Annotated in this window: 21 protein-coding genes; 14 read left to right on the plus strand and 7 right to left on the minus strand. The window is 66.6% G+C overall.

Features of this window, described 5'->3' with window-relative positions:
* Positions 1–30: 30 nt before the first annotated feature.
* The 3 genes from macS (at position 31) to MKW15_RS11845 (ending at position 3,889) form a co-directional block, all read left to right on the plus strand.
* Positions 31–1,221, plus strand: coding sequence for a MacS family sensor histidine kinase (gene macS / locus MKW15_RS11835; protein WP_240857817.1), 1,191 nt, complete (start codon positions 31–33; stop codon positions 1,219–1,221).
* Positions 1,218–1,868, plus strand: a complete 651-nt coding sequence (locus tag MKW15_RS11840; protein WP_240857818.1) for a response regulator — start codon at positions 1,218–1,220, stop codon at positions 1,866–1,868. Before macS ends, MKW15_RS11840 begins: the two co-directional genes overlap by 4 nt.
* Before the next feature lie 68 nt (positions 1,869–1,936).
* Positions 1,937–3,889 carry a DUF2339 domain-containing protein gene (locus MKW15_RS11845; RefSeq protein WP_240857819.1) on the plus strand — a complete coding sequence of 651 codons (1,953 nt, stop codon included), beginning with the start codon at positions 1,937–1,939 and terminating at the stop codon, positions 3,887–3,889.
* Here MKW15_RS11845 and MKW15_RS11850 read toward each other — a convergent pair.
* Complete coding sequence (locus tag MKW15_RS11850) at positions 3,876–4,391, minus strand: alpha/beta fold hydrolase (protein ID WP_240857820.1); 516 nt, start codon at positions 4,389–4,391, stop codon at positions 3,876–3,878. The two genes, MKW15_RS11845 and MKW15_RS11850, sit on opposite strands and share 14 nt — an antisense overlap.
* A 154-nt stretch (positions 4,392–4,545) precedes the next feature.
* On the opposite strand from MKW15_RS11850, the gene MKW15_RS11855 reads away from it, so the two are divergent.
* The 3 genes from MKW15_RS11855 to MKW15_RS11865 are packed head-to-tail and all read left to right on the plus strand — an operon-like array spanning position 4,546 to position 6,844.
* On the plus strand, positions 4,546–4,953 hold the full coding sequence (locus MKW15_RS11855) for a YciI family protein (RefSeq protein ID WP_240857821.1): 408 nt from the start codon (positions 4,546–4,548) through the stop codon (positions 4,951–4,953).
* Positions 4,950–6,113 (plus strand): RNA polymerase sigma factor, encoded by a 1,164-nt coding sequence (locus MKW15_RS11860; RefSeq protein ID WP_240857822.1) that lies wholly within the window; start codon positions 4,950–4,952, stop codon positions 6,111–6,113. The genes MKW15_RS11855 and MKW15_RS11860 overlap by 4 nt, the downstream gene beginning before the upstream one ends.
* An 11-nt stretch (positions 6,114–6,124) precedes the next feature.
* Complete coding sequence (locus MKW15_RS11865; RefSeq protein WP_240857823.1) at positions 6,125–6,844, plus strand: cutinase family protein; 720 nt, start codon at positions 6,125–6,127, stop codon at positions 6,842–6,844.
* Between the two features lie 32 nt (positions 6,845–6,876).
* Here the strand turns inward: MKW15_RS11865 and MKW15_RS11870 are convergent, their stop codons facing one another.
* From MKW15_RS11870 to MKW15_RS11880, 3 genes are read right to left on the minus strand one after another with little or no spacing between them, the layout of a single operon-like run.
* Positions 6,877–7,590: a neutral zinc metallopeptidase gene (locus MKW15_RS11870; RefSeq protein ID WP_240857824.1), complete on the minus strand. Its 714-nt coding sequence runs from the start codon at positions 7,588–7,590 to the stop codon at positions 6,877–6,879.
* On the minus strand, positions 7,583–8,248 hold the full coding sequence (locus MKW15_RS11875) for a nitroreductase family protein (RefSeq protein WP_240857825.1): 666 nt from the start codon (positions 8,246–8,248) through the stop codon (positions 7,583–7,585). Before MKW15_RS11875 ends, MKW15_RS11870 begins: the two co-directional genes overlap by 8 nt.
* An 8-nt stretch (positions 8,249–8,256) precedes the next feature.
* Positions 8,257–8,697 carry a DoxX family protein gene (locus tag MKW15_RS11880; RefSeq protein WP_240857826.1) on the minus strand — a complete coding sequence of 147 codons (441 nt, stop codon included), beginning with the start codon at positions 8,695–8,697 and terminating at the stop codon, positions 8,257–8,259.
* Positions 8,698–8,994: 297 nt separating this feature from the next.
* On the opposite strand from MKW15_RS11880, the gene MKW15_RS11885 reads away from it, so the two are divergent.
* Positions 8,995–9,273 (plus strand): GIY-YIG nuclease family protein, encoded by a 279-nt coding sequence (locus tag MKW15_RS11885; protein ID WP_374246989.1) that lies wholly within the window; start codon positions 8,995–8,997, stop codon positions 9,271–9,273.
* 147 nt (positions 9,274–9,420) lie between these two features.
* Here the strand turns inward: MKW15_RS11885 and MKW15_RS11890 are convergent, their stop codons facing one another.
* Positions 9,421–10,350, minus strand: a complete 930-nt coding sequence (locus MKW15_RS11890; RefSeq protein ID WP_240857827.1) for an oxidoreductase — start codon at positions 10,348–10,350, stop codon at positions 9,421–9,423.
* 931 nt (positions 10,351–11,281) lie between these two features.
* Positions 11,282–12,643: a styrene monooxygenase/indole monooxygenase family protein gene (locus MKW15_RS11895; protein ID WP_240857828.1), complete on the minus strand. Its 1,362-nt coding sequence runs from the start codon at positions 12,641–12,643 to the stop codon at positions 11,282–11,284.
* Positions 12,644–12,742: 99 nt separating this feature from the next.
* On the opposite strand from MKW15_RS11895, the gene MKW15_RS11900 reads away from it, so the two are divergent.
* Positions 12,743–14,869, plus strand: a complete 2,127-nt coding sequence (locus tag MKW15_RS11900; protein WP_276614889.1) for an acyltransferase family protein — start codon at positions 12,743–12,745, stop codon at positions 14,867–14,869.
* Positions 14,870–14,875: 6 nt separating this feature from the next.
* Here the strand turns inward: MKW15_RS11900 and MKW15_RS11905 are convergent, their stop codons facing one another.
* Positions 14,876–15,442 (minus strand): SanA/YdcF family protein, encoded by a 567-nt coding sequence (locus MKW15_RS11905; RefSeq protein WP_374246992.1) that lies wholly within the window; start codon positions 15,440–15,442, stop codon positions 14,876–14,878.
* Positions 15,443–15,606: 164 nt separating this feature from the next.
* Between MKW15_RS11905 and MKW15_RS11910 the strand changes: the two genes are divergently transcribed.
* The 6 genes from MKW15_RS11910 to MKW15_RS11935 all read left to right on the plus strand — a co-directional run bounded on the left by MKW15_RS11910 (position 15,607) and on the right by MKW15_RS11935 (position 25,497).
* On the plus strand, positions 15,607–16,992 hold the full coding sequence (locus MKW15_RS11910; protein WP_240857830.1) for a WS/DGAT/MGAT family O-acyltransferase: 1,386 nt from the start codon (positions 15,607–15,609) through the stop codon (positions 16,990–16,992).
* A 238-nt stretch (positions 16,993–17,230) separates the two neighbouring features.
* Positions 17,231–20,794 carry a (Fe-S)-binding protein gene (locus tag MKW15_RS11915; protein ID WP_240857831.1) on the plus strand — a complete coding sequence of 1,188 codons (3,564 nt, stop codon included), beginning with the start codon at positions 17,231–17,233 and terminating at the stop codon, positions 20,792–20,794.
* 97 nt (positions 20,795–20,891) lie between these two features.
* Positions 20,892–21,458 carry a dihydrofolate reductase family protein gene (locus MKW15_RS11920; RefSeq protein ID WP_240857832.1) on the plus strand — a complete coding sequence of 189 codons (567 nt, stop codon included), beginning with the start codon at positions 20,892–20,894 and terminating at the stop codon, positions 21,456–21,458.
* 48 nt (positions 21,459–21,506) lie between these two features.
* A complete protein-coding gene (locus MKW15_RS11925; RefSeq protein ID WP_308221041.1) occupies positions 21,507–22,760 on the plus strand; it encodes a pyridoxal phosphate-dependent aminotransferase in 1,254 nt (417 codons plus the stop codon).
* A 65-nt stretch (positions 22,761–22,825) separates the two neighbouring features.
* Positions 22,826–24,592 (plus strand): SDR family oxidoreductase, encoded by a 1,767-nt coding sequence (locus MKW15_RS11930; RefSeq protein WP_240857833.1) that lies wholly within the window; start codon positions 22,826–22,828, stop codon positions 24,590–24,592.
* A gap of 8 nt (positions 24,593–24,600) precedes the next feature.
* Entirely contained in the window at positions 24,601–25,497 is an 897-nt protein-coding gene (locus MKW15_RS11935) for a metal-dependent hydrolase (RefSeq protein WP_240857834.1), read from the plus strand.
* The last annotated feature ends 7 nt before the right edge of the window (positions 25,498–25,504 follow it).

Genomic DNA, 25,504 nt, shown 5'->3' on the forward strand with positions numbered 1-25,504 from the left:
CGACGTCCGCGACCATCATCGGGAGAGAGCATGGCGACCGGGTTCGACCGCTTGATCCCGTCGTCGATGCTCGCCGTCGATTCCGACCCGGTAGGCCCGCTGTGGCGTGCCGCGCAGATCTTTCGCCTGGCGTCGTTCATTTACGCGCTCGGTTTCCAGATCGTCATCAACGACAACCTGGACAAGCCCGGTCTGACGTGGGCCCTGTTCGGCCTGATGACTGTCGCGAACGTCTGGTGGGCGACGGGCTACCTGGTCGGCTTCGGCCGCCGATGGTGGTTCGTCGCTTCCGAGGTGGCCGTGTCGGTGGTGATGATGCTGTCGACCTCCTACGTCGCCGACGAGGGATGGGTCGCGGGGAACCAGACCTGGCCGACCACGCTGTGGGTGGCCAATTGTGTGCTGTCGAGCGCTCTGCTCGGCGGTCCGGTGTGGGGTGTGATCACGGCGGTCGTCGTCGGCTGCGCCAACTTCTTCGTCAAGGACGACATCTCACTCAACTTCGGCCGCAACGCCACCCTGCTCCTGCTGATGATGACCGGACTGGCGGTGGGGTTGGCCGCGTCGCGGGCCCGGGTGACCCACGCCCGTCTGACCGCGGCCATTCGCACGGCCGCGCAGGCCACCGAACGCGAACGCCTCGCCCGCGAGGTGCACGACGGTGTGCTGCAGGTGCTCGCCCTGGTCGCGCGACGCGGCGCGGAAATCGGGGGTGACGCGGCCGAACTCGCTCGGCTCGCAGCCGAACAGGAGCAACGCCTGCGCCGACTCATCGCCGATCAACCCGAGACCTCGACGGGCGGCCCGACACCGTCGTCCGACGTCGACCTGGGTGCCGCGCTGCGTGAACTCGGTGCCGACACGGTCAAGGTCAGCGCTCCCCGTGAGCCGGTGCCGGTGTCGGCGCACATCGCCGACGAGGTGCTCGCCGCGGTCGACAATCTTCTGCACAACACCGCAGAGCATGCCGGGAGCGGAGCCCAGAGTTTCATCCTGCTAGAAGACATCGACGACGAGGTGGTGATCAGCGTCCGCGACGACGGACGCGGCATCGCACCGGGCCGGCTCGAGGCGGCACGGCAGGAAGGCAGGATGGGTATCGCCCGGTCCGTCGTCGGGCGTATCGAAGATCTCGGGGGTCGCGCGCAGCTGCAGACATCCCCCGATTCCGGGACCGAATGGGAGCTGACGATTCCCGTTCAGGAGGGCCGCGTCCGATGACCGACAAATCCGTGCGGGTGATGGTGGTCGACGACCATCCGATGTGGCGCGACGGCGTCGCCCGCGATCTCGCCGACGAGGGATTCGAGGTGGTGGCGACCGCCGATGGCGTGCGTGCAGCCACCGAACGGGCCGCCGCCGCCCAGCCCGACGTCGTACTCATGGACATGAACATGCCCGACGGCAACGGTGCGACCGCGACCGCCGCGATCCTCGAGAAGTGCCCCGACGCGCATGTCCTGGTGCTGTCGGCGTCCGACGAACGCGACGACGTCCTCGACGCCGTCAAGGCGGGCGCCACCGGGTACCTGGTCAAGAGCGCTCAGCGGGCCGAACTCGTCGCAGCGGTCCTCGCCACCTCGAATGGCCAGGCAGTGTTCACACCCGGACTCGCCGGACTGGTGCTCGGCGAGTATCGCCGCATCGCCCGTGATCCCGGTCCGTCGACGCCGGTACTCACCGAGCGGGAGACGCAGGTGCTGCGGGAGGTCGCCAAGGGGTTGTCGTCGCGGCAGATCGCCAACCGCCTGTCGATCAGCCCGCGGACCGTCGAGAACCATGTCGGCGCATCGCTGCGCAAGCTGCAACTGGCCAACCGCGTCGAACTCACGCGCTACGCCATCGAACACGGGCTCGACACGGACTGACAACTACCCACCGAAAGTGGGTACATCTACGCATGATCGTCGGGAGCCGGCGGTCGAAGGTGGACGGTATGAATGCCACCACTTCATCACCCGGCCCGGAGTCACCGGCCGACACCGTGAATCGCATCCGGGGAGAGTTCGCCGACATCACGCGGCGCCTCTCGCACGCATCCGATGAACTCACCGCACTGCACGGGGTTCTGTTGACGCAGACCGCTGCCCCCGCGCAACCGGTCCACACTCCCCCGATCCCGCCGCAGCCGACGCCGACACAGGCGCCGCAATTGCATCCGTTGCAGCCACCAACAGCCACCTTCCCCCCTCCCCTGTTCACACCGAACTATCGTGTGCCGCAGTACGCGCCGGCTCCGCCCCGGGTGCAGCCGCTACCACCGCCGCCCCGGCCACTTCCAGTCCCCCCGCGGGCCTCGACCGCCGAGAAGATGACCGCGGCGTCGGAGGGCGGACTGATCGGCAAGATCCTCGCCGGCATCGGTGTCGCGATCACGCTCATCGGCGTCGTGCTGCTCCTCGTGCTCGCCGCCCAGGCCGGACTACTGCGACCCGAACTCCGCGTCGCCGGCGGTGCACTCCTCGCCGCCACCCTGTTCGGTATCGGCGTTCGACTCGGGCACAACGTGCAGAAGCGTTCTGGTGCAGTCGCACTCGTCGCGACCGGTGTCGCGGCCGCGCTATTCGACGTGCTCGCCGCCACCGCGATCTACCACTGGCTGCCCGACTACGCCGCACTCCTCGTCGCCGCGGTGCTGGCCGGCGGCGGCCTGGTGGTCGCGCATGTGTGGGACAGTCAGGCCCTCGGCCTCATGGTCGGCATCCCGCTGGTTGTCCTCGCACCGTTCCTCGCCGGCGGCGACGACGAGATCCTGGTCGCCTTCCTGCTCACCTACGTCGCAGTGACGTTGTGGATTCAATTGGGCCGCAACTGGACTGCCATGTTCATCACCAACACGGCGGTCGGCACCCTACCTGTTCTGTACGGACTCGTGGCCTGGTCATCGGACGATCAGTGGTTCTTCGTGATCGCCGCATCGCTCAACGTCGTGCTGGCGATCGTGTCGGTGCTGGTGCTGATGCGGTCCTCGACTCGCCCGGTGATTCTCGCTCTGACGTCGTCGGCGACGGTGTTCCCGATGTTCGGCGCCGTGCACATCACCGGCGGTCCGCTGGCGTCGACGCTGCTAGGCGTCACCGCCGCAATCCTTCTCGCGCTGGCCGTCGCCGGTCGCCCGCTGGGCGTCCCGGTTCCCGTCCGGGTGGTGTGGCTCGCGACCAGTTCGGTCACCGCCCTCGTGGCCTGCGCGTCGATTCTCGAGGGTGCGGGTCTCGCCGTCGCCGTGGCCGGCATCGCCGTTGTCACCGCCTGCGCCGCCGCGGTCGGAAAGGTTTCGGGCACCGGAGGGGACCTGAACCTCACCGTCGCGGTCATCGCGACGATCGCCACCGGGATCTCGCTCGCCGGCACCCTGCTCTCCGGTGCTGTTGCCCAGCTGCTGTTCGCCGATGCGCTGCCGACCGGCGATCAGGCGCTGATGCTGATCACCGAGGTCCTCACCCTCGCCGCCATCGTCGTGCTGGCGTGGTCGTGGGCGCAGGGCGCCGGCGGCGAGCAGTTGCAGGCGATCTGGACGGTCGGGACCGTGGCCGCGTTGTGGCAGGTCACGCTGCTGTGCGTGGGACTCGGCGCACTGATCGGCGGCGGCAGCGACGCGGGAATCCGGGGTGGCCACGCGGCGGCCACGATCGTCTGGGTGCTCACCGGTGCGGCCGGTCTGCTGTGGGCCCGCCGCCAACGCGGCAGTGCACGCACCGTGACGCTCAGCGTGAGCCTGTCGATCATCGGTGCGGCCGTCGCGAAACTGTTCCTCTTCGACCTCGCCACGCTCGACGGCGTGTTCCGGGTGATCGCCTTCATCGTCGTCGGACTGCTACTGCTGTCGCTGGGCGTCGCCTACGCGCAGTCGCTCAACTCCGACGACGACCGTTCCGTCACCCCGCGTTGAGATCACGGCCCAGTGAGCCGACGACCGACCCGACTTCCCCGTCGAACTGATGACCGCCGACGGCGTGTTCATACAGACGAGCCTGGGGAAGTCGGGTCGCGTTGAGCTTCAAGTGCCCAACCGGCACAGCCTCATCGTCCCGACAATGGTGCAATGCGAGCGGGACTGTCGGCTGCCGATCGCGGAGGTCGTATTCGGCGATGTCCCAACCGTCCGAACTCCAGTCGGGCATGGCCAGCAGCACCGCCGCGTGCACCGCGATTCCCGGATCGTCGGACAGCACCTGCATCAGCATCGATGCACCGAAGGAGTGGGCGATGACCACGTCGGATGCACTCAGTGATGCCACGGCAGGACGAATGACCGCGGCCCGCGACATGTCGTCGGGCGGGATCACCGGATAGTCGAGCGTCATCCCCAGCGTCTCGGCGAATTCCTCGGCGAGTGGTCGGTCGTCGAGGTCGCCGCCCGCACCGTGAATGAACAGCAATCGTCTCGCCACAATCATCCTTTCGAGCTGCCCCGGAGGTGTCGACTCGGCAACGGGCGACAACTCATCGAAGAATTCGTCACCATCGATGTAGAGGATGGGTCGACGGCTCCGTCTCAGGTATGAACGCGGCCGCAGGGGTCGCGTCGGACCAGAGGAGAAAACAATGGCGAAGTACCTGCTTCTCAAGCACTACCGCGGCGGCAAGCCCGCCACCAACGACGTCCCCGCAGATCAGTGGACCGCCGACGAATGGGAGGCGCACATCCAGTTCATGCGCGATTTCTCCGACCGGCTCGTCGAGACCGGGGAGTTCGTCGACGCCAACGCCCTCGCCGAGGACGGGGTGTGGGTGCGCTATGACGGGGAAGGACGTCCACCGGTCACCGACGGACCGTTCGCCGAGACCAAGGATCTGATCGCCGGCTGGATGATGATCGACGTCGATTCCTACGATCGGGCACTCGAACTGGCCGGGCAGTTGTCGGCGGCCCCCGCGGCCGGTGGCCGACCACTCGGAGAATGGCTCGAACTCCGGCCGGTGATGAGCGAACCGCCCACCATCACCGAATGACCGAGCCCGACCGTGCAGGTGCCACCGCATTGAGCGGACAGGTTCCTGCGGTGATCGGCATCCTCGTCCGGCGCGGAGCAGACTTCGCGTCGGCCGAGGATGCTGTGCAGTCCGCACTGGTGCGGGCGCTGGAGACCGGGGAGCGGCCCCGGGACCCGAAGGCCTGGCTCATCACCGTCGCGTGGCGCAAGTTCTTGGATCAAGTGCGCAGTGATGGCTCACGGTCGGCACGCGAGGAAAGCGTCGCACGAGAGCCCGAACCCGGTGACATCACGGGAGCCGATGACTCGCTGTGGCTGTACTTCCTGTGTGCTCATCCGTCACTGACCTCGTCGTCGGCCATCGCGCTCACTTTGCGCGCCGTCGGCGGGCTGACGACCCGGCAGATCGCCGACGCCTACCTGGTGCCGGAGGCGACGATGGCGCAACGCATCAGCCGGGCCAAGCAGCGACTCCGTTCGGTGCGCCTCGATCAACCAGGTGATGCGAGCACCGTCCTGCACGTGCTGTACCTGCTCTTCAACGAGGGATACAGCGGCGAACTCGACTTGGCCGCCGAGGCCATTCGCCTGACGCGCCAGTTGTCGGAGTTGCTCGACGAACCCGAAGTGGACGGTCTCCTGGCGCTCATGCTGCTCCATCAGGCTCGACGCGAGGCGCGGATGAGCGCGTCGGGCGCCCTGATTCCCCTCGCCGAACAGGACCGATCCCGCTGGGACACCGCGATGATCGCCGAAGGTGTCGAGATAGTGCAGTCCGCGCTGGCCCGCGACCGGTTGGGCCCCTATCAAGCGCAGGCCGCGATCGCCGCCCTACACGCCGACGCCCCGAACGCCGACGAGACCGACTGGGTGCAGATCGTCGAGTGGTACGACGAACTGGTCGCGCTCACCGACTCGCCGGTCGTCCGACTCAATCGTGCCGTCGCCGTCGGGGAAGCCGATGGGGCCCCGGCCGGGCTCGCCGCCTTGGCCGACGTGGATCCCGGCGTCCCGCGCCACGCCGCCGTCTCGGCCTACCTACATGAGAGAATCGGCGACTTCGACACCGCCACAACCGAATACGCTCTCGCGGCGAGGGTAGCGACCAATGAGGCAGAGCGAGACCACCTCGCTCGCAAGTCTGCGCAATGTGCGCGAAAGCGGATCCAGGATCGCTGACCCTGCATAGCATGAGGCAGATGATCAAGCGTCTGCTATTGGTGATTTCCGGTCTCACGATGGCCATCGGCGGGTCGATCGTCGTGGCCGATGCGCCGGCGATGGCCGCACCGTGCGCCGACGTCGAGGTGGTGTTCGCGCGCGGCACCGTCGAATCCGCACCGCCGGTCGGGCTCACCGGACTCTCGTTCGGCGCGGCTCTGCGCCAGCGTCTGCCCGGCAAGTCGGTGAACGTCTACGGGGTCAACTACCCCGCGAGCGACAAGTTCAACAACCGACTCCTGTTCGCACAGACGGTCGCGAACGGTGTGCGCGACGCGCAGAACCGGGTGAAGTACATCGCGGCGACCTGCCCGCGCACCCGGATCGTGCTCGGCGGCTACTCGCAGGGCGCGGTGGTCGCGGGTTACGCCGTGCAGGCCAACATCGAGGTTCCCGCCCGCTACCGCCAGTACGCCGACCGCGCACCCAAGCCGCTGCCGGCCAGCCTGTCGAAGAACATCGCGGCAGTGGTGCTGTTCGGTCCGCCGTCGGACCGGTTCATCCGCGATGTCGGCGCGCCGCCGATCCGGATTGCCCCGGCATACCGCTACAAGACCGTCCGGTACTGCATCCCCGCGGACACCATCTGCAACGGCTCACCGGTCGGCGGGCCCAACGTTTTCCACGTCCTGTACGCGGTCAACGGCATGACGGTCGACGCAGCGAACTACGTCGCACGGCGCCTGTGAGCTGAGTGCAGGGCCCGCTGGTCGATGCCAACTCAGCGCGGGAAGGCACGCGCTCCGAGGATGGTGTCACATGCGGCAGCACCCCGGTGGAGCCCGGCGTCGAACGCGGCGACCCGTTGCTCGCCGGCGCCATGGCCGGGATCGCCTATCTCCCGGAACAGATTGCGACTCTCCCGGACTACAGCGGACGGCAGCATCCGCTGGGAAACGAACCACGCGATTCCGACGCCGGACCAGCAGTCGGCGGATTGTTCCAGCGGGAAGAGTCGCCGGTTGTCACCGGACAGCGTGACGGCGACCGGGTCGAATCCGGCCCGTTCCTGAAGGCCGTGCCCGGACTCGTGCACGAGCGCGGTGATCGCCCGGACATCGCTGGTCAGGATTTTCGCGTCCCGCCTGGGCTCGATGAACGTCAGCCGATCACAGTGATGCAGGCCGAGACCGATGGGACCCACCCGAGCGAAACCACAGATCCCGTCCGTGGTGCTGCTCGGCCAGACGCCGACGCTCGGCTGCTGCACAAGGACGGTCTCACGCACGACGCCGCCCACACCGCGGTTACGCAGGAAGCGTTCGGTGAACGCGGCGCCGCAGCGCGCATACCGCACGAGGTCGGTGCCGCCACACGCCGCCATCGACGGCTGGATCCGAACAGTTCCCCACGGCGACGCCTGCGCCGGTTGTGCCGGAACGGCTCCGAGCAACAGGGCCGCGGTCAGCATCGCGCCCGCGAGGACCTTACGCATCCAGTGGAGCCCCGTCGAACCGTTCCCAGGTGACGAACTCCTCCACCGGCCGGCGTCGCAACTTGGTGAGTTGTTTCACCGGCTTGCCGAGGGGTACGACGGCCGCGATTGCGTGAGTATCGGGTAATCCCAACAACTCTCGCATGGCGGGCTCCTCGGCAACCGCCATCGTGGTGAACGTGCCACCGTACCCGAGCGACCGCGCCGCCAGCAGCGTGTTCCAGATCAGCGGGTACACCGACGCCCCACTCACCACGCCGATCCGATCGAGGTTCTGGTCGACGGCCGCCACCACCGCGAGATCGACCGAGAAGACCAGCAGGACAGGGGCTTTCCCAACCGGTGCGACAAAGTCGTCGACGCCGGGCACCTCGGCGATCTCCTGCTGGGTGATGCCCGGCGGATGCACCGGGTTCCACGGACTCTCACCGGCGCCGCGTTGCGCGAGATAGCGTCGAGCCGCTGTCTTGCTCAACTCGGCGACGCGGGCGCGGGTGTCGGGATCACGGATCACCACGACGTGTCCGCCCTGTCGGTTGCCGCCGCTGGGAGCGAACCGCGCGAGGTCGAAGATCTGCCACAGCACCTCGTCGGACACTGGATCGTCGGTGAACTCTCGCGCCGCGAAGGTCGTTCTCATCACCTCGTCGAGTTCCATGAACCCAACTATGCCTTGCCGCTGGTGCGTCCGTCCCCGCCTGCGGCGATCGCCCACAACACCAGGACCGGCTGGAAGAACAGGCGAACCAGTCGCTTGGTGTCAGTGTCGAGGCCGAACGCGTCGATACCGGCCACGTACTGGTGGATGTTGCCCGGGAATACCGCGACGAAGAAGGCCGCCACCACCCACGACACGATGCGACGGTGTCGGGGCAGCGCGATGAGCGCGGCACCCAGTCCGACCTCCACGACACCCGAGGCCAGCACGGTGAAGTCCTTGCCCAGCGGCACCCAATCGGGCACCTGTGCCTGGAACTCGTCGCGCTGGAAGGTCATGTGCCCGATCCCGGCGAGCGCGAGCACCACGCCGAGCGCGATGCGTGCGAACATCCGGCCGCGGGACTGGGGTGTGGTCGTGGGTGCGATCAGTGTCTTCAGGTCGGGCATCGAAACTCCTGTCGTCGTGTGCGTCGGCGGGGTATTCGGAACCATCCTCACACCGGATTGGCCGGGATTAGGCGAGTCTCGTCCGCTGATCGAGCCGCCCCCGCTGATCGAGCCACCCAACCGCTGATCGAGCCGACTCCGAGCCGCCCCACGCTGATCGAGCCGACTCCGAGCCCCCCACGCTGATCGAGCCGACTCCGAGCCGCCAGGCGAGGCGTCGTGTCGAGATCACTTCCGCGCCCACAGCCCTGTGGACAAGCGAACCACTATCCGGCACCAAAGCGCCAAAGTGTGTGCATGATCGGCTACTTGTACATCCTTGAATGCGCTGACGGCACCCTGTATGTCGGCAGTACGCGGAATATCGAGCTGCGATTCGAGCAGCACCAAAGTGGACGCGGCTCGCGGTACACGAGCAGCCGCCTACCGGTCAGGCTCGTGTACTTGCTCGAATGCCCCTCTGTCGCAGAGGCGTACGCGCTGGAGAAGCGTCCAGAACTGGTCGCGGGCCAAGCGTCTCGCATTGATCGAAGGACGGTTCGACCTGTTACCGGAACTGTCTCGACGGCGGGGTAAGTCGTACGGTTCGGAATAGTGATCTCGACACGGGTCCTCGCCTAGCGGCTCGGTCCCGGCTCGATCAGCGTGTGGGCGGCTCGGTCCCGGCTCGATCAGCGTGTGGGCGGCTCGGTGTCGGCTCGATCAGCGTATGGGGCGGCTCGATCAGGCGAAGGAATAGTGCACGTCGGTGAGGTCCTCGGCCACGTCCCACAACTGCGTGGCCACCGCACGATCCTGCGCGCGCGCCGACGGCGTCACGAGTGCCGGCGGGCCGGCGAGGCCCAATCGTCCTGTCGGACCGTAGTATTCGCCGCCGATAGCCCGAGGATCAGTTGCCGCGCGAAGGATCGAGAGCACACCTTCGGGCGGGTCCATGATGAAGCGGTCGGTCAACCACCGAAGCGACGGGGCGAAGTAGGCCCACTGCAGGAAACGGTTCTGCTCGCGCATAACGCCGGTTCGCGTCCCGCCGGGATGGGCTGCCAGAGAGGCTATCTCCGACTTGGCATCCCACAGCCGCCGGTCGAATTCGAACGCGAAAAGCATCTGCGCCAACTTGGCACGGGAATAGGCCGACGCCGAACTGAATCCGCGGTCGAGCCGTAGGTCATCGAAGTCGATGGCGCCGGTGCGGTGTGCGTGACTGCCGACCGTGACCACCCGACCGTCACCCGAAACCTTCGGCAGCAGAAGACCCGTCAGCGTGAAATGACCGAGAAAGTTTGTCCCGAAGTCCATTTCGAAACCGTCGACGGTGAGCTCACGTTGCGCACGCATCAGGCCGGCGTTGTTGATCAGCAGGTCTATGCTGTCGTTTCGGTCGATGATCTCTGCTGCCGCGCGTCGCACCGAGGACTGGTCGGACAGGTCGATCGTGACGACGTCCAGCTCGGCTCCCGGCACCATGTCGACGATGTCCGCGGCGGCGGCGGTCGCCGTCTGCTCGTTGCGGCACGCGAGGACGACGCGAGCACCCAGGGTGGCCATACCCATGGCAGCAGCGCGGCCGATGCCGGAGTTGGCCCCGGTGATGACCGCGGTGCGACCGGTCTGGGGTGGAGCATCGGCGAGCGTCCAACCCGATCTCGCCACGTCAGCCCCTTCGCCACCATCCGGACCCGATCATCGATCGGTCGACTGACTTCGTATCACATTGTCAACGAAACGAGCACCTCAGCGACCCACCCGCGCCGACGTCGTCGGCGATCGTGGAGTCGGGAAGAGCGCGCCCTCGTCGCAGAAACCGCACGTGTCGCCAGAAACCTCACTTGCGGTCAGGGACCGTCGGCAGTTCCGAAGGTCCCTGACCAGAAACGAGGTCCCTGTCGCCCCGGAGCATCCGCGCCGCCGGCACTCGCGACAACCGGAGCCGAATTGGGGAACGCGAGTGCTGCAGCACTCGCGTTCTCCAACTCAACTCGAGTTCTCGCAGGACGACGCGGGACATGGCCAGACCGAAGCCGAGGCCGCCCTGGGCGGTGATGTGCCATGGGTGGCCTCAGACCACACCCTGCGTCGAGTCGGCTCAACCGTGTGCTGCAGCACACAGATTCTCCAACAGGACACGGAGTGTCCGAGGCGCCTCCTCGGAAGGCTGCATTTCCCCAGTTCAGCGGGCTGTCACTACCCTTCGGATCGGCGACCCACCCGCCGACCTCGTCGGCGATCGTAGAGGCGGGAAGCGTCCGCCGGAGCGCGGCGCGGCGACGATGATCCACGAAAAATAGGGGAAGAAACTCGTCCCCTATCCCTGGAGTCCTCCCCGCGAATTTTCTCGCGGGCGACTCAACAAGCAGGGGCAGAAAGTAGGGGAAGAACCTTCCCCTACTTTCAGTGGTCCGGCGCCTCGCTGACGTGGCCCGTTCGCCTGCCCTTCGAGGCATCCCTCGGCCGGCGCCTCGGGCACCTCCGAGAGCGGTGGGGTGGTGGACGCTTATGTGCAGGCCAGAGCGCTAGTCACCGACCTCTTCGAGTCAGGGAGCGGTAGGAGGCACTCGCACCTCAGCTCAGGAGCGGTAACCCGTCAGGCGGAGACGGGCGCGGGTGCCGAGGTGAATCTGCCCGCCGGCTCGAAGCGGCCCAGCACGTCGTCGGCCGGTTCGCCTGCGACGGCGGAGATGAAGCCGAGGACGTCGTCGCGGCTCTCCAGTGTGAGCAACGGGTTGGGCTCCGAGAGCAGACCGAAGAGCGCCGACGCGATCTTCTCGTCGACCGCCGCCGCGGGGAAGGACAACTCCAGGTGCGTGGCGTAGTCGGGGTCGCCGAGGTACAGGCGCGTCACCTCGACCGCCGCCTTTCCGCGTCGCTCCCAATGCTTTTCGAACTCCTGCGAGAGCCATTCGGCGCCGAACTCACCGTCATGCGCAGCCGCAGCCTTGACCAACTCGGCAACCTGGATCAGCGTGTTCTGCGCGCCCTGCCCGGCGACCGGGTCGACGGCGATGGCGGTGTCACCGATGGCGGCCACCGGATGGCCGCTGCGCGTCGTCGCGACTGCCTGGCGGACGGTCGGGGTCACCGCGCCCTTGAGCCACGACACCGGGTCAGACTCGATGACCTGCAGCTTCTCGATAACCGGTGCGTCGTGCGGGAAGTACTCGTCGAAGATCTCGACGATGGCGGCGCGGGCCGACGCCGCGTCGTGCACGTCGTCGATCTTGGGCGCCCAGGCACCGTCTGGCTTGGCGAAGACGATGAACGACCAGGTGGCGCCGGCGTCCTTGTGCAGGAACGGTCCGACGAAGACCTCGCCGTTCTCGCTGTCGAGGTTGAACAGCGAATGACCGCCGCCCTCGCTGCTGCGGTAGGCGAAGGTCTGTGGGCCGTGATCGAGCCCGGTCAGGGTGACCTGCAGGAGGCGGCGCTGCGGCTCCCGGTAGTGGGTGCGCGACTCGTCGACGGGGAACAGGGTCGACAGCCCACCCTTGCCGGTGGCGACCAGCGTGATGTCGGCGTCGGCGGCGATCGCGTCGAGACGGTCGAGGTCGACGGACTCCACCGAGAACCGACCCCCGCGGTCCAGGAAGCGACCGAGCCGGTCGTCGGCACGCAGGCGAAGATCGACGGCCTGGGCGACATAGCCGTAGTCGGGGTTGAACTCGAGCACGTCGGCCCGCTCGTCGCCACTGCCGGAGTGCAGGCGAACGCTGATACCGGTGGTGTTACCGACCTCGTACAGATCGTCGATGATCTCGGCATCCCATTCGCGCGACTTGCCGAACAGCACGCCGACACCGGTCGGGGGCACCTCGTTGCGCAGAGATGCGCGGTCGCGGTCGCTGTAGAGCGTCACGTCGAATCCGGCGTCGGCGAATCCGAGCGCGGCACTGGTTCCGGCCAGTCCCGCGCCGACGATCGCGACCTTGCGACGGCTGTCTGCTGTCATGATGTTTCTCCCTCACGTTGTGGTCCGCGCACAGCGTGCCGGTGCCGTGGCCCGGCGGGGAGGGTTAGACGCAGTACGATTCCGGCTGTGCGCACGCCCATGACCGATGAGAAGTCGGTCGCGACGCCCAACGAGGACGCCGCGACCGGCAACACGTCGGGCTACCGGCTCGACCTCGACGGGCTGCGCGGAATCGCGATCGCGCTGGTCGCCATCTTCCACGTCTGGTTTGGCCGGGTGTCCGGCGGAGTCGACGTCTTCCTGACGCTGTCCGGCTACTTCTTTGTCGCGTCGTTGCTCAAACACGTCATCGCGACGCAGCCGGCGTCGGTGTCGTGGAATCGGGCCATCAATCCCGGCCCCCGCCTGTGGCGCCTGTTCCGACGACTCATCCCCGCGCTCTTCCTCGTTCTGGCCGTCGTCACGTTGCTGATCGCGCTGGTGATGCCGAAGACCCGGTGGGGTCCGCTCGGCGCCGAGGTGCAGGCCAGCGCGCTCTACTACCAGAATTGGCACCTGGCGTTTCAGTCGCAGGACTACGCCGCGGCCGATTCCGCGATCAGCCCGATGCAGCACCTGTGGTCGATGTCGATGCAGGGCCAGTTCTTCGTCATCACCATGGTGTGCGCACTCCTCCTGGGCGGGCTGCTGAAGGCACTGGCGCGACGCTTCGAGGTACTTCGACGGCCGACGGTGATCCGCGGGATCGTCGGCGGCACACTGGCCGTCGTCGCACTCTTCTCGCTGGCGTGGGCTCAATACCGGCATGGCATCAACCAGCCGTTCAACTACTACGACACCGTCGCACGACTCTGGGAGCCGTTGGCCGGTGGCCTTCTCGCGGTGTGGATGCCTCGGCTCGCACTACCGCAGCGCCTGCGCACCTGGCTCGGCGTCGGCGCACTGTTGCTCATCGTGACGTGCGGCTGGTGGATCGTCGGTGTGGCGCAATATCCGGCGGCCTGGGCGCTGGTACCGGTCGGTGCGACGCTGCTGCTGATCTGGGTCGGCTCGCCGCAGACCGCGGCCACCGCCACCGGGCCGACCCCGACCAGCCGCGCACTGGCCCACCCCCGTCTGGTGTGGCTGGGATCGATCGCGTACGCGCTGTATCTCTGGCACTGGCCGCTGCTGATCTTCTACCTGAATTGGCGCTACCAGGACGACGTGTCGTGGCTCGAGGGCACCGGGATTCTCGCGGTCTCGGTGGTACTCGCGTGGGCGACCACACGATTCGTCGAAGCACCGCTGCGGTCCGGACGCGGCGGCGGCTCGAAGCAGTACCGACGCATCCTGGTGCTGGCGCTCGTCGCCGCGACCGTCGTGAGCGCGGCGACCGTCACCATCTGGCAGCGCGACGCCGCCAACGCCACGGTCGACACGTTGAATCTCGACCCGCGCCTCTACCCCGGAGCACGCGCCTACCTGTACGACGCGGGCGTGCCGAACGTCCCCATGCAGCCGAGTCCCGAACTGGCGCCGAAGGATTGGCCGATCACCTGGGAGGATTCGGTCACCGGACAGTTCACCGACGCTCCCGACCGCATCCGCTCGGGCGTCTACGGCGACCCGACCGCCACCCGCACCATCGCGCTCGTCGGCGGCTCCCACGCGGACCAGTGGATCGACGCACTCAACATCATCGGCCAGCGGTACCACTTCAGGATCAAGACCTACCTGCGCGTCGGGTGCGCGCTGACCACATCGCACGTCTACACCTGGTTCGGCCGCAAGTACCCCGAATGCAACGAATGGTCGCGGCGCGTGATGGCGCAACTCGCCGTCGACAAGCCCGACGTGGTGTTCACCAACAGCACCCGCCCGGCCGAAGAAGGCCCGGGCGACTACGTACCGTCCGACTATGAGGAGATCTTCGCGCAGTTCCGCGACCGCGGCCAACGAGTTATCGCCCTGCGCGACAACCCTTGGGTGAGTGCAAAACTCAAGCCGCCGGAGTGTTTGGCGACCGGCCGCAAGCCGCAGGTGTGCGGCGTCGACCGGGATCGTGCGATGTCGCCGGTCGACCCGACGATCGCCATCGCGGGCAAGTATCCGAACATGACCTTCCTCGACTACACCGACGGCATCTGCAACGACACCTATTGCCCCGCGGTGGTCGGCAACATCGTCGTGTACCGCGACTTCCACCACCTGACGGCCACCTACATCCGGAGCTTCATCCCGCAGCTGGAAACGGACCTGCAGCGGTCGTTGCGTTGGTGGTGAACCGGGTCAACCGACGATCGACCACAACGCCCGCGGCTGCGCGAAGAACAGTTCGCGGACGTGGTTGCGGACGATAGTCAATGTCGGACAAGGACATTCGGCGTTCACCCCGACCGCGTCGACTCCGCGGTCGCGACACAGTGCAATCGCCCGCGCAAGGTGGAAGTCCTGGGTGACGACGACCATTTCCCGTTCACCGAACACGTCGTGTGCGCGCCGACAACTCGCCTCGGTGTCGAATCCCGCTGGATCGTCGACGATGTCGGCGGCCGGCACCCCACGCTCCTGGAGATACGCGCGCATCACGGCCGGTTCGTTGCCGGCCTCGGCAGAGCCGTTGCCGGAATTGATGATTCGGTCCGTCTTGCCCGACCGGTAGAGAGCAAGAGTGGTGTCGAGCCGGCCGCGGACGTAGTCGCCGGGTTCGCCGTCGTCGACGAGTGATCCGAGCACCAGCGCCGTGCGCGGACCCGCGAATTCGTCGGCGTCGAAGATCCGCCCGACCGACGCGACGTACATCCAGGTGGCCGCCACCGTGACGATCAGTTCGACCACGACCAGTCCGACGAGCACCGCCGCACGCCCGAAACCCCCGAGAACCCCGAAACCTCGGACTGTGAAACACCTATCAGTTGCCCGATAGCGACCACCTCTGTGCACTGCCGGGACGATACTGAAGCAATCAGCAGCCCATGTGTGCCGGGGGTCACACAGCATCGCGAAAGTGAGGTCGAGCGATGCCGTATATGCCCGTCACGGAATCGATGTTCCTGATTGCCGAGACTCGCGAGCAACCCATGCATGTGGGCGGCCTCCAACTGTTCGTGCCTCCCGAAGGTCAGTCGGCGACCGAACTCGCCGAGGAGATCTTCGCGACGTTCCACCAATGCAAGGACGTCCATCCGATGTTCCGGAAGCGTCCCGCGTCGCCGGTGACGCTGCTCGGCAATGTGGCGTGGTCCTACGACGACGACATCGACTTCGACTACCACGTCCGACGCACGGTGCTGCCCCGACCGGGCCGGATCCTCGAGTTGCTGCGTTACGTGTCGCTCAACCACGGCGCCCTGCTCGACCGCTTCCGGCCGATGTGGGAGTTCCACGTGATCGAAGGCCTCGAGGACGGTCGGGTCGCCCTGTACTCCAAGCTCCATCACTCACTCGTCGACGGCGTGTCGGCGCTACGACTGCTCGAACGCACGCTGTCCAACGATCCCGACGACCGCAACGGCAGCGCACCCTGGGACCCGGAACTGGTCAACCGCCGCAAGCGTCGGCCTGCCCGACCGAGCCCCAGCATCGCGTCGCGGATCGGCGGAGTCTTCGATGTCGCAGGCCAGATAGCGGGCATGGCACCCGCCGCGGCGAAGGTCGCGCTCACCGGCATGACCGACCCCGATTTCGTCGCACCCGGACTCACCGCGCCGCGCACGATCCTGGACGTGGCCATCGGCAGCGCCCGGCGATTCGCCGCACAGCAATGGGAGATCAGCCGCATCCGCACCGTCGCGTCGGAGATGCAGATCACCGTCAACGACGTCGTCGTGGCCATGTGCGCCGGAGCCCTGCGCGCCTACCTCATCGATCACGACGCGCTGCCGGACAAGCCGCTCGTCGCGTCGGTGCCGGTGTCGATGCACACCGACGACGACAAGGACGGCAACGCGGTCAGCGCGATCCTCGTCAGCCTGGCCACCGACCAGCCCGATCCCGAGCGGCGACTCCGATCCATCGTCGCGTCGACCCGCAAGAGCAAAGAGGTGATCCGGGGCCTGCGTCCGCTGCAGGCGCTCGCGCTCGGCGCGGCGAACTTCGCACCGCTCGCCTTCGCGACCATCCCGGGTGTCGTGCAATACACGCCGCCGCAGTTCAACATCATCATCAGCAACGTGCCAGGCCCCAAGGAGCATCTGTACTGGAACGGCGCACGGCTCGACGGCGTGTACCCGGTGTCGATCCCCATGGAGGGTCTGGCCCTGAACATCACCGTGACCAGCACCGCCGAGCACATCAACTTCGGGCTGATCGGCGCACGCGCCCAGTTGCCGAGCCTGCAGCGCCTGCTGACCCATCTCGACACATCTCTGGAAGAACTGGAAAAAGTGGCGTCGACCAAGCCCTGAGGTGGCGATCGACACACCCAGCGGGCCTCAACCTGACTAGACAGTAAGTTACTCGTGAGTATTATCTGGGTAACATGTCTCGCCCGACAGAACGTTAGTTAGGTCATCCTTGGCAGCGCGCCGGGGGCGCGAGGATTTACGGTTACCTGTAGTACACCGTCGACCAGTGGTGCATCAGCCCTGCGCACAGCGCGAACCACGGCGGCGGACGACCTAGGAGAAAGGCCGGTACGCGCCCGTGACAGCCACCACGATTGCCATCGGCACGACGGCCGCCGTCATCAGCCTGTTCTGTTGGGCTCTGTTCCTCAGCGGCGTCTGGCGAATGTTCCGCACCATCTCGCAGGGCCAACGCGTGGACAGCGCACGCTTCTGGCCGCTGCTGCCACGCCTGGGCACGATGATCAAGGAGTTCATCGCCCACACGCGGATGACGAAGTTCCGGACCGTCGGCTGGGCGCACTGGCTGGTGATGATCGGCTTCCTCGGCGGCTTCTTGCTGTGGTTCGAGGCGTACGGCCAGTCCATCAACCCGGAGTTCCACTGGCCGGTGTTCGGCGACTGGTTCATCTGGCACCTGTGGGACGAGTTGCTCGGCATCGGGACCGTCGTGGGCATCATGACGCTGATCGTGATCCGCCAGCTCAACCATCCGCGCGTGCCCGAGCGGATCTCGCGCTTCTCCGGTTCCCGGTTCGGCGCCGCCTACTTCGTCGAGATCGTGGTGCTGCTCGAGGGTCTCGGCATGATCATGGTGAAGGCGTCGAAGATCGCGACGTATCACCACAGCGACCCGTACTCCGACTTCTTCACCATGCAGGTCGCCAAGATCCTGCCCGCCTCCCCGACGCTGGTGTCGATCTTCGCGGTGATCAAGTTGATGAGCGGCATGGTGTGGCTCGCGGTGGTCGGCCGGAACATCAACTGGGGTGTCGCATGGCACCGCTTCTCGGCATTCCCGAACATCTACTTCAAGCGCGAGGCCGACGGTGGCGTCGCACTGGGTGCGGCCAAGCCGATGATGAGCAATGGCGTGATTCTCGACATGGAGACCGCCGACCCCGACGTCGACGCGTTCGGTGCGGGCAAGATCGAGGACTTCTCCTGGAAGGGCTGGCTCGACTTCACCACGTGTACCGAGTGCGGTCGATGCCAGTCGCAGTGTCCGGCGTGGAACACCGGTAAGCCGCTGTCGCCCAAGCTGCTGATCATGTCGCTGCGCGACCACGGCTACGCCAAGGCGCCCTACCTGCTGGCCGGTGGTCGCAAGGACATGGGCGGCGACGAGGTGGGTCTCGTCGACGCCGACGGAAATGTGCTCGAGGACAAGCTGAACGCCATCCCCGAGGCCGCTCGCGCCGAGGCCGCCCGCAAGCTCGTCGGTGAATCCAAGGGTGCGCTCGGCGGTGGCGAGGGCATTGTCGCCGAGGAGGGTGCGTTCGATCCCGAGGCGCTCGGAGCGGTCATCGACACCGAGACCCTGTGGAGCTGCACCACCTGTGGCGCCTGCGTCGAACAGTGCCCCGTCGACATCGAACACGTCGACCACATCCTCGACATGCGCCGCTACCAGGTGCTCATCGAGTCGGACTTCCCGACCGAACTCGCGGGCATGTTCAAGAACCTGGAGAACAAAGGCAACCCGTGGGGCCAGAACAGCTCGGCCCGCACCAACTGGATCGACGAGATCGACATCGACATCCCGGTCTTCGGCAAGGACGTCGAGTCGTTCGAGGGCTTCGAGTACCTGTTCTGGGTCGGCTGTGCCGGCGCATACGAGGACCGCGCGAAGAAGACCACCAAGGCCGTCGCCGAACTGCTCGACGTCGCAGCCGTGAACTTCCTCGTCCTCGGCGAAGGCGAGACGTGTACGGGTGACTCGGCCCGACGCGCGGGCAACGAATTCCTGTTCCAGATGCTCGCGCAACAGAACATCGCCATGTTCGACGAGGTGTTCTCTACCGCGCCGCAGCAGCGCAAGAAGATCGTCGTGACCTGTGCGCACTGCTTCAACGCACTCGGCAACGAGTATCCCCAAGTGGGCGGGAAATACGAAGTGGTGCACCACACCCAGCTGCTGAACCGCCTGGTGCGGGAGAAGCGTCTGGTACCGGTCGCGCCGCTCGGCGAGGGCGTCACCTACCACGACCCCTGCTATCTCGGCCGCCACAACAAGGTCTACGACGCGCCGCGTGAGCTGATGGCCGCCGCGGGCGGACAGCTCACCGAGATGCCGCGTCACGGCGAACGGTCGATGTGCTGCGGCGCCGGTGGTGCGCGCATGTGGATGGAAGAGCAGATCGGCAAGCGGATCAACATCGACCGCGTCGACGAAGCGCTCGACACCCTCGGCGACCAGGTCGGCAAGGCACCCACCAAGGTCGCGACCGGCTGCCCGTTCTGCCGCGTCATGCTGACCGACGGCGTCACGGCCCGGACGTCCGGCACCGAGAACGAGGGCAAGGTCGAGGTCGTCGACGTCGCCCAGATGCTTCTCGAGTCGGTCAAGCGCGGTGCGCCCGAGGTCAAGCTGGGCGGACGCTTCCTCGGACCGCGACCGGCCGCTCCCGAACCAGAGCCGGAACCAGAGCCCGAACCCGAGAAGGTGGCTGCGGCCGCCGCACCGGCCGCGGAGGCCGGGTCGAAGCCGAAGGCCAAGGTCGGCCTCGGCATGAAGGGTGGCAAGAAGCCGGGTTCCGCAGCCGCAAAGGCCGCACCAGCAGAGGCACCGGCAGAAGCCGCTCCCGCCGCCGAGAAGAAGCCCGCCGCCAAGGGATTCGGCATGGGCGCCAAGGCGAAGAAGCCCGGTGCCGCCAAGACAGACGCCGGATCGGCTGCTCCGGCGCCCGCCGAGGCAGAGTCGTCGGAAGCGGTCGAATCGGCGGCGGAACCGAAACCGGCGAAAGCCAAGGGCTTCGGCATGGGCGCTGCAAAGCGTCCAGGTGCCAAGAAGCCGGGTGCTGCGGCTCCTGCTGCGGGTGTCACCGCCCCGGCCGAAAGCCAGGTGTCGGAGTCCGCTGCGGACGCCGAGCCGACCGCCGACACCGCAACGGCTGCCGTCAGCGAGGAAAAGCCTGGCAAAGCCAAGGGATTCGGGATGTCCGCGGGTAAGAAGCGCCCCGGCGGGATTGGCAAGGCGGCACCGGCTGCCAAGCCTGCGGCAGAATCCGCAGCGGCCGAAACTGCGCCTGCCGCAGCCGAGACCGCAGAGGCCGAGCCTGTTGCCGAAGTGAGCAGCGCGGCGGCGGTCAGCGAGGAGAAGCCCGGCAAGGCCAAGGGATTCGGCATGTCCGCGGGCAAGAAGCGACCAGGGGGCATCGGCAAGGCGGCACCCAAGCCGGCCGCGGCGGCAGCACCGGAAAGTGCGCCCGCCGAGCCGGAGTCGACCCCAGAGCCGGAGGTCGCGGAGGCCACGCCCGAGTCCGAGGTGGCCGAAACTGCCGGTGCGGCAACCGCTTTGACCGAGGACAAGCCGGGTAAGGCCAAGGGCTTCGGCATGGCCGCGGGCAAGAAGCGTCCGGGCGGTGCAGGATCGGCGGCACCCAAGCCGGCAGCCGCACCCGAACCGACGCCAGAGCCGGAACCGACGCCAGAGCCCGAGCCGGAACCGGAGCCCGAAGTCGCAGAGGCACCCGAGGCCGAAGCAGCCGAGACGCCCGAGGTAAGCGAGACCCCGTCGTCCAACGGCACGTCGTCGAACGGCGCGGGACCCGATGACGGTCGCACCATCGCCGAGGTCGGGGCGTCGAAGGCCAAGGGATTCGGTATCGCCGCGGGCAAGAAGCGTCCGGGGCACAAGTAGAGATCGCACTACGCCGTAGATTTGTGTCACCTGGTGGCACAAATCTACGGCGTAACGTTCGTCGATGAATTTCGTCCTTTGATGCAGTCTTATCTGCATGGGCAAACTCATCTACGGCTTCACCGTTTCGCTTGACGGGTACATCGCCGATGTGAACGGCAGCATCGACTGGTCCGATCCGAGCGAGGAACTGCACCAATACTGGAATGATTTCGAGCGCGAGACCGCACTGTCGTTCTACGGGCGGCGGCTCTACGAGCTGATGTCGGGACACTGGCCGACCGTCCACGAGGACCCGGACGCAACCCCGATAATGCGGGACTTCGCCCAGGTCTGGTGCGACATGCCCAAGGTCGTGTTCTCGAGCACGCTGGAGTCCGTCGACTGGAACTCACGCCTGGAACGGGAGAACCCCGTCGACGTGGTGAAGAAGCTCAAGGCCGAGACCGACGGCCAGATGGAAGTCGCCGGTCCGACGCTGGCCGCACCGATCGTGCAGGCCGGACTCGTCGACGAATTCCGACTCGTGGTCGCGCCCACCGCGGTCGGCGGCGGTCTCCCGTTCTTCCCGACGCTGCCGTCGTGGATCTCCATGCGACTGCTGGAGACCCGTACCTTCCCGGGCGGCATCGTGCTGCTGCGTTATGAGGCAAAGCACGACTGACCGGAGGGACCGAAAAATCGGTTTGCCTGCGGCTGCGACAATGTACTGGTGAGTAGGCCACATGTATCGCACCTGAATCAGAACCTGAAGCCACTGGAGCAGTCACTGAAGCTGCAGAACGTGTGCTACGAGATCAGGGGACCCGTGCACGCGCACGCGGCGCGACTGGAGGCCGAGGGGCATCGCATCCTCAAGCTCAACATCGGCAATCCGGCACTGTTCGGTTTCGAGGCGCCCGACGTGATCATGCGTGACATGATCCACGCGCTGCCCTATTCGCAGGGCTATTCGGAGTCGGCGGGCGTGCTCTCGGCCCGCCGCGCCGTCGTCACGCGCTACGAGCTCATCCCCGACTTCCCGTACTTCGACGTCGACGACGTCATCCTCGGCAACGGGGTGTCGGAGCTCATCACGATGACCATGCAGGCGCTGCTCAACGACGGCGACGAGGTGCTCATCCCGGCCCCCGACTATCCGCTGTGGACCGCCATGACCACCCTGTCGGGCGGGCGTCCGGTCTACTACAAGTGCGACGAGGACAACGGCTGGAACCCCGACATCGCAGATATCGCGTCGAAGATCACCGATCGCACCAAGGCGATCGTCATCATCAACCCCAACAACCCCACGGGCGCGGTGTACTCGCGGGAGGTGCTCGAGCAACTCGTCGACCTGGCACGAGAGCACTCGCTACTGATCCTCGCCGACGAGATCTACGACAAGATCCTCTACGACGACGCCGAGCACGTGAGCATCGCGTCGCTGGCCCCGGATCTGTTGTGCCTCACCTTCAACGGCCTGTCGAAGGCCTACCGGGTGTGCGGGTACCGCGCCGGCTGGGTCGTCATCACCGGCCCCAAGGACCACGCGACCGGCTTCATCGAGGGTCTCGGCATCCTGGCGTCGACGCGATTGTGTTCCAACGTGCCCGGCCAGCACGCCATCCAGGTGGCGCTCGGCGGGTACCAGAGCATCGAGGCGCTGGTCGCGCCCGGCGGTCGCCTGTTCGAGCAGCGCAATGTCACCTGGGAGAAGCTCAACGAGATCCCCGGCGTGAGCTGCGTGAAGCCGATGGGCGCGCTGTACGCGTTCCCGCGCCTCGACCCCGAGGTCCACGAGATCCACAACGACGAACTGTTCGTCCAGGACCTGCTGCTGCAGGAGAAGATCCTCGTCGTGCAGGGCACCGGCTTCAACCTCGACGACCACAACCACTTCCGCATCGTAACCCTCCCCTGGTCACGCGACCTGGGCGAGGCCATCGAGCGCATCGGCAACTTCCTGTCGTCGTACCGCCAATAGCTCTGGAGTATTCCTGTAACCGTTGGTAACGTCTATCCCCATCCGATGACTCGAAGGGGAGATTCATGGTCGACTGGCGCAAGCGAGTTGTCACCAACGGCGGGGTGAACCTGGCCGTTTTCGAGTTGGGCACGCTCGAACCAGGGCGCCCGACGGTGGTCCTGGTGCACGGTTGGCCCGACAGCCACCACCTCTGGACGCACGTAGCGCCGCAGCTGGCCGAGGACTTCCACGTCGTCGCCTACGATTGCCGCGGATTCGGCGAGAGCGATCGCCCGACCGGCGACGCACCCTATCGCCTCAGCGAGATGGCCGACGACCTGTTCGCGGTCGCCGACGCGGTGAGCCCGGACGCGTCGGTACACGTGCTCGCGCACGACTGGGGTTCGGTGATCTCCTGGGAGGCCGTCACCCGGCCCGGAGCCGAGCGCCGGATCGCATCGTTCGTATCGGTGTCCGGTCCCAACCTCGACTACCTCGGGGCATGGGCACGCAAGAACCTGAGTCGGCCGACACCCCGCAACCTGGCCAAAGCGCTGGCACAGAGCGGCTCGTCGGCCTACACGGCGATCTTCCAGTTGCCGGTGGTTCCGAAGGTGTTCTTCCAGCTGACCGGTTCACCGCGCCTGTGGGGCGAGTTCCTCCATCGGGTCGACGGCACGCCCCGCGAGAACGCCACCTTCGCGCCGACCCTGCGCGAGGACATGATCTCGGGACTTCGTCTGTACCGAGCCAACATTCGGCCCAAGTTGCGCAATCCCGAACCTCGCCCCACCGCGGTGCCCGTCCTCGAGGTCATCAACGACCGCGATATCGCCCTGCGGCCGAGCATCTTCGACGACACCCACCTCTACACCGAACGCATCTGGCGCCGACGCACACCGACAGGACACTGGTTGCCGCTCACCCGGCCCGATTACCTGGCGAGGACCGCACGCGAGTTCATCGCCGCTCAGTCCGGCGACACCACGGTGGCCGGTCTCGTCGATCGCACCCGAGTGTTCGGTGCGCCGAAGCCGTTGTCCGGCAAGCTCGCAGTGATCACCGGCGCGGGCAGCGGCATCGGTCGCGAGACCGCGTACGCGCTCGCCGAGGAGGGCTGTGAGCTGGTTCTCGCCGACCTCGACCTCCCGTCCGCGGAAGAAACCGCACGCGAGTCCAAGACGTACGGCGCACAGGCGACGCCCTTCGAGCTCGACGTCTCCGACACCGCGGCCTTCGTGGCCTTCGCCGAGCAGGTCCGCGCCGAGCACGGCGTCCCCGACATCGTGGTCAACAATGCCGGAATCGCGCTTGCCGGTTCGGTTCTCGATGCCACCGACGAACAGATCGACCGGCTGCTCGCGGTCGACCTGCGCGGCGTCATCACCGGCAGCCGGGAGTTCGGACGTCAGATGGTGGCGCGCGGCGTCGGCGGGCAGATCGTCAACGTCGCGTCGGCCGCGGCCTTCACCCCGTCCCGCGACCTCGGTATCTACTCGGCAGCAAAGGCCGGCGTCCTGCTGTTCTCCGAGTCGCTACGCGGCGAGTTGGCCGAGCATCGCATCGGCGTGAGCGCGATCTGTCCCGGCATCGTCGACACGAACATCGTGTCGAAGACACCGATCGCCGGTGTCGACGCCGAAACCGAAGTCGAACAACGGAATCGACTCGACGCGTTCTATCAGCGACGCGGCTTCACCCCCGACCGCGTCGCCCGCGACATCGTCAAGGCGATCATCGGCAACAAGGCCGTGGTCCCGGTGACCCCCGAGGCCAAGATCGGCTATCGCGTCTACCGATTCGCGCCGTGGCTGTCACGGTTCGGCGCACGCCAGAAGGTCGCACGGTAGGAGGACTCATGACCGCACACGCGTACGACTCCGATCACGACTGGGATCCCGGACCGGTCGAACTGCACGCCCGCAACGTGACCTTCGACTGGTCGAATACGCCGCTGCACTGGATTCCCGGTCACCCGGTGGCGTCGAACTTCGTCAGCGTGCTCAATCTCCTTCTGCCCGAAGGTGAGCGCTGGTTCGTCCAGACCTACAACGAGGCGCTGCCGCTCGTCACCGACGACGAGTTGGCCGCCACCATGCGCGGCTTCATCGGCCAGGAGGCGATGCACGCCGAGGCACACGACCACGTGCTCTGGGAGTTCCTCGACCACCACGGTATCGACCCGCGTCCGTACGCCCGCCAGGCCGAGTGGATCTTCCGAAAGGTCCTCGCCCCCATGGACAAGGGCAGCGCATCGGCGCGCCAGAAGCACCTCGTCGAACGACTCTGGTTGATCGCGGCTCTCGAGCACTACACGGCACTTCTCGGTGATTTCGCCCTCAACAACACGTGGGTGGAGCACGACGCCGACCCGACCATGACGGACTTGTTCACCTGGCACGGCGCCGAAGAGGTGGAGCATCGCGCCGTGGCCCACGATGTCGCGGTGTATTTCGGCGACAGTTACCTGCGTCGGGGTCGGGCGATGCTCTTGGCGCTGCCCGTACTTCTGTTTCTCGTCCATCGAGGCTTCCGGTACATCACCAAGCAGGACAAGACGCTGCACTACAACATGTTCGCGCGCAAGTATCAGTATTTCCGCGGCGTACGTGCTGGGGTGCTACCCCAGATGTGGAAGATCATCTTGTCGACTTTCAGCTATTTCCGACCTGGTTTCCATCCCGACGAGATCGGCTCCACCGCACAGGCCGTCGCCTACCTGGCATCGTCGCCGGCTGCTCGCAACGCACAGTGAACCCCAA

This window comes from Gordonia gummivorans, from assembly GCF_022513585.1.
Taxonomy (GTDB): Bacteria; Actinomycetota; Actinomycetes; order Mycobacteriales; family Mycobacteriaceae; genus Gordonia.